General features: G+C 72.1%; 5 protein-coding genes and 1 pseudogene. 3 read left to right on the top strand and 3 right to left on the bottom strand.

The window, feature by feature from the left end; all coding sequences use genetic code 11:
• Both Q0M60_RS11025 and Q0M60_RS11020 read left to right on the top strand, forming a co-directional pair.
• Positions 1-571, top strand: a 571-nt coding sequence (locus Q0M60_RS11025; protein WP_296819277.1) for a hypothetical protein, incomplete at its 5' end; no start/stop codon positions are given.
• Positions 571-966 carry a TIGR01244 family sulfur transferase gene (locus Q0M60_RS11020; protein WP_296819275.1) on the top strand — a complete coding sequence of 132 codons (396 nt, stop codon included), beginning with the start codon at positions 571-573 and terminating at the stop codon, positions 964-966. The genes Q0M60_RS11025 and Q0M60_RS11020, both read left to right, overlap by 1 nt.
• Here the strand turns inward: Q0M60_RS11020 and Q0M60_RS11015 are convergent.
• The gene (locus tag Q0M60_RS11015; RefSeq protein ID WP_296819273.1) at positions 963-1,112 is read right to left on the bottom strand and encodes a hypothetical protein; all 150 of its coding nucleotides are present in this window, start codon (positions 1,110-1,112) and stop codon (positions 963-965) included. The genes Q0M60_RS11020 and Q0M60_RS11015 overlap by 4 nt on opposite strands.
• A 120-nt stretch (positions 1,113-1,232) precedes the next feature.
• On the opposite strand from Q0M60_RS11015, the gene Q0M60_RS11010 reads away from it, so the two are divergent.
• A complete protein-coding gene (locus Q0M60_RS11010) occupies positions 1,233-2,123 on the top strand; it encodes an MBL fold metallo-hydrolase (protein WP_296819271.1) in 891 nt (296 codons plus the stop codon).
• Here Q0M60_RS11010 and Q0M60_RS11005 read toward each other — a convergent pair.
• On the bottom strand, positions 2,112-2,879 hold the full coding sequence (locus Q0M60_RS11005) for a DUF1499 domain-containing protein (protein ID WP_296819269.1): 768 nt from the start codon (positions 2,877-2,879) through the stop codon (positions 2,112-2,114). The two genes, Q0M60_RS11010 and Q0M60_RS11005, sit on opposite strands and share 12 nt — an antisense overlap.
• A pseudogene (locus tag Q0M60_RS11000) lies at positions 2,880-3,323 on the bottom strand (AMP-binding protein); the annotation flags it as partial.

Genomic DNA, 3,323 nt, shown 5'->3' with positions numbered 1-3,323 from the left:
CCGCGGCCGCCGCGGGGGCGCGCCGCGCCCGGATTCCGATATGCGCAGATTTCCCCACACCATCGCCTTCTTGATCGCCGGCCTGCTGGCCGCGGGCGCCGCCCAGGCCCAGGACGCCCAGCGCGCCGACGCGCTGGAACGGCTGGCCGCCTGCCGCGCGGTCGCCGACGGCGCCGCCCGCCTGGCCTGTTATGACGCCGCCGCCGCCGCCCTGGATGAGGCGGAGCGCGCCGGCGACGTCGTGGTGCTGGACCGGGCCCAGGTCGAGGAGACGCGCCGGGGCCTGTTCGGCTTCCCCATGCCCAATCTGGACATCTTCAGCCGCGGGGACGGACCCGTTGAGGCGCCGGAGATCGACAATGTCTCCTACGTCGTGGCCCAGGCCCGGCAGGCCGACCGCAACGTGTGGGTCTTCACCATGGAGGACGGCTCGGTCTGGAGGCAGATCGACGGCCGCATGTGGGGCCGGCCCCGCGCCGGAGAGGCGGCCGTCGTCCGCCGCGCCGCGCTCGGCAGCTACATGATGAACGTCGGGGACGCCCCGGCCATCCGGGTCCGGCGGGAACAGTGATGCGCCGGCTGGCCAAGGGCTTCTTCGTCGCGCCTCAGGTCCGGCCCGAGGACATGGCCGCCGTGGCCGAGGCCGGGGTGCGCACCGTGGTGAACAACCGGCCCGACGGCGAGGAGCCAGGCCAGCCGACATCAGCCCAGATGGAGGCCGCCGCCCGCTCGGCCGGGCTGGCCTACGCCACGGTCCCGTTCGGCGGAAAGCCGGCGGACGCGGACGTAGCGGCGATGTCGAAGGTTCTCGAGGACTGCGACGGACCGGTTCTGGCCTTCTGCCGGTCGGGCACGCGCTCGGCGGCGGTGTGGGCCCGCGTGCAGCTTGCGCGGGGCGCGCCGAAGGAGGAGCTGATCGAGGCCGGGGCCAGCGCCGGCTACGATCTCAGGCCCTGGCTCGACTAGCGGCTGATCGGCACGCGCACAGCGTAGGGCGCCGGCTCCGGCGTGCAGGAGGCGACCACGCCCAGCTGGACCATCCCGAGACACAGGAAGGCGAAGGCGACGCGCTGGAGCCGATTTGAGACAGAAAGGGCGATCGAAGCGGCCATGACCGGGACTCCCGAAAGGTTTACGAGGGGTGAACGCAAAGCCCGGGCCGCCGCCCGGCGCGCCAGCCGGAAGTGGCCGCCGGTTCCGGCGCCCGGCGCGCGGGCCATCGGAAAACCGCGTTGATACCTTTCGTCCGCGAGTTCGATTTCGAGTACGGCCGGTGTGACCGGGTCTCGCCGCTGATCCGGCGGGTGGTGGCCGACAATCCGGGGCCTTTCACCTTCGTGGGCACCGGGACCTACATCGTCGGCCACGGCGAGGTGGCGGTCATTGACCCGGGCCCGCCGGACCACCGTCACCTGGAGGCGCTGCTGGAGGCGGTGAAGGGCGAGCGCGTCAGCCATGTCCTGGTGACCCACACCCACGCCGACCATTCGCCGCTGGCCCGGCCGTTCGCGGAGGCGACGGGCGCCGTGATCCTGGCGGCCCGGCCCCCTGCGCTGCCCTCGCTGGAGACCGTCGCCGAGGAAGGCGACGACGCGAGCTTCCGACCGGACGTGGTGCTGGACGGCGGCGAGAGGGTGTCGGGCCCGGGCTGGACGGTCGAGGCCATCGCCACGCCGGGCCACGCCTCGAACCACCTGGCGTTCGCCCTGCTGGAAGAGAACGCCCTCTTCAGCGGCGATCACGTCATGGGCTGGTCAACCACGGTGGTGACGCCGCCCGACGGGGACATGGACGCCTATCTGGCCAGCCTGGACGCGGTGGCGGACCGCGGCTTCGCCACCCTGTGGCCGACGCACGGACCGCCGGTGACCGAGCCTGGGCCCTTCCTGACCGCCTACAAGGCCCATCGGTTGGCGCGCGAGGCGCAGATCGTGGAGCGGCTCAAGGTCGGCGATCGGGCGATCGGGGAGATGGTCCCGGTGCTCTACGCGGCGGTGGACAAGCGCCTCTGGCCGGCGGCGAGCCTGTCGGTGCTGGCGCACCTGATCCGGCTGGTCAGGCTGGGGGTCGCCGAATCGACCGGAGAGCCCGGCCTGGGCTCCGAGTTTCGCCTAGCGCGATAGGCGCTCGACCAGGGCGCTGACCAGATCACAGTTCTGGCCGAGGTCGATCAGTCCGATCCGCTCCACGGAGCGGATGTCGGTGGCCTCCGGGGTCATGCGCACGACCACGTCGCGGGCGCGGCCGAACCAGGGGCTTTCCTGCGAGCCCTCGACGCGCCAGGGCGCCTGGCCGATGACCCGGACTCCCTCGGCCTCGAGCGCGGCCACGACCTCCTCGGCCGGGACCAGCCGGGGCACTGTGCGGGCCTCGGGACAGGTCTCGGCGTTGACCTCGGCCACCCGGCGGCCGGCGTAGTCAGCCCAGGCCGGATCGATGTCCCCCAGCGCGCCCGGCAGCCGCGGGTCGGGTTCGATGGGCAGGGCGTCCGGGCCCCGAAGCTCCAGGTGGCCGTCCGTAAAGGCCAGTGGCTCGGTCCAGTCGGTGGCGACCTCGTGGACCGGCGGCAGGCTGGAGGCGCGCGCCTTGGTCCAGATCATGGCCCCGAGCGTCAGGCCGGGCGCCAACAGCGCCACCGCGAGCCACGGCCAGACGCGGCCGAGATTCCTCAGGCTGATCGCTGCGGCCACCAGGCCGAGCGCCGTACCGATCCAGGCCGCCCACCAGGCCCACTGCAGCGTGACGACGCCGACCCCGAAGTCGAAGCCGATCCAGCCGATATCCGTCGCCGTGGCGGCGAACAGGACCAGCAGCGGGGCCACGAGCCCGGCCGCCGCCGCGAACCTGACCAGGCCGGACGTGGGAGGCCGGGGCGCCACCTAGGTCCCCGGTAGCCGGTAGTCCTTGAACTGCTCGCGGACGACCTTCTTGTCGATCTTGCCGGTGGCCCCCAGCGGGATGTCGTCGACGAAGGCGACGGCGTCCGGCATCCACCATTTGGCGATCTTGCCTTCGAGGAAGGAAAGGAACTCCTGCGGCTCGCCAGTCTGGCCCGGCTTGAGCTTGAGGACGAGCAGCGGCCGCTCGTCCCACTTGGGATGCGCGACACCGATCACGGCGGCCAGTTCGACCTTCGGATGGCCGACGGCGATGTTCTCGATGTCGATCGAGGAGATCCATTCGCCGCCCGACTTGATCACGTCCTTGGCGCGGTCGGTGATCTGCATGAAGCCGTGCTCGTCGATGGTCGCGACGTCGCCGGTGTCGAAGAAGCCCTCGTGGTCGAGGATTTCGCCGCCCTCGCCCTTGAAGTAGCCGCCGGC

The sequence above is a fragment of the Brevundimonas sp. genome, from assembly GCF_024711105.1.
In the GTDB taxonomy this organism is placed as follows: Bacteria; Pseudomonadota; Alphaproteobacteria; order Caulobacterales; family Caulobacteraceae; genus Brevundimonas.
The sequence above is the reverse complement of the archived record's forward strand: the minus strand, read 5'-3'. Positions and strand labels throughout refer to the sequence as shown.

Bases quoted from the DNA above. Each gene is read 5' to 3' on its own strand.
- Q0M60_RS11020 (WP_296819275.1), top strand. From the start codon at position 571: ATGCGCCGGCTGGCCAAGGGCTTCTTCGTCGCGCCTCAGGTCCGGCCC.
- Q0M60_RS11015 (WP_296819273.1), bottom strand. From the start codon at position 1,112: ATGGCCGCTTCGATCGCCCTTTCTGTCTCAAATCGGCTCCAGCGCGTC.